Raw genomic sequence first — 453 nt, forward strand, 5'->3', positions numbered from 1 at the left:
GGCGCACGGGTGTCCGCCCTGGCCGGACCGGACGAGGTGCTGGTGTCGGGCACGCTGCGCGACCTGGTGATCGGCTCAGGCCTCGAGTTCGCCGACCGCGGCGTGTACACGCTCAAGGGCGTGCCCGGCCAGTGGCGGCTGTTCGCCGTCACCTCCGGGTAAACCGGTGCCGCACCGTCAGAACGGTGGTGGATCGTCATCACCGTCGCCCGGGGGTGGCGCGGGTCCGAAGTAGGTCGGTTGGCGTTCTGGGCGTGCCACGTGCCGTGCTTGGCGGTTGTGGGCGCGTTCGGCCGCGACCCGGTAGGCGCGATCTTGGGCGCGGGTACGCCGACGCCGGGGCATCATCGCGGTGCGCTCACCACAAGGCTCGGCCGGGCGCTCGGCGGGTGGCGGCAGGTCGCCGGTCGGGGCGCACAGGCCGGGGAACAACAACGCGCTGCCCGGAGTGGT

At 73.3% G+C, this 453-nt stretch carries 2 pseudogenes; one reads left to right on the forward strand and one right to left on the reverse strand.

The annotated features are described in order from the left end of the window. Positions 1-162, forward strand: a pseudogene (locus OQ789_RS25795) (hydrolase); the annotation flags it as partial. Between the two features lie 15 nt (positions 163-177). On the opposite strand, the pseudogene OQ789_RS25800 reads toward OQ789_RS25795, so the two are convergent. Beyond that, positions 178-453 (reverse strand): annotated as a pseudogene (locus tag OQ789_RS25800) (hypothetical protein); the annotation flags it as partial.

This window comes from Mycobacterium sp. 94-17, from assembly GCF_035617725.1.
Classification (GTDB): domain Bacteria; phylum Actinomycetota; class Actinomycetes; order Mycobacteriales; family Mycobacteriaceae; genus Mycobacterium.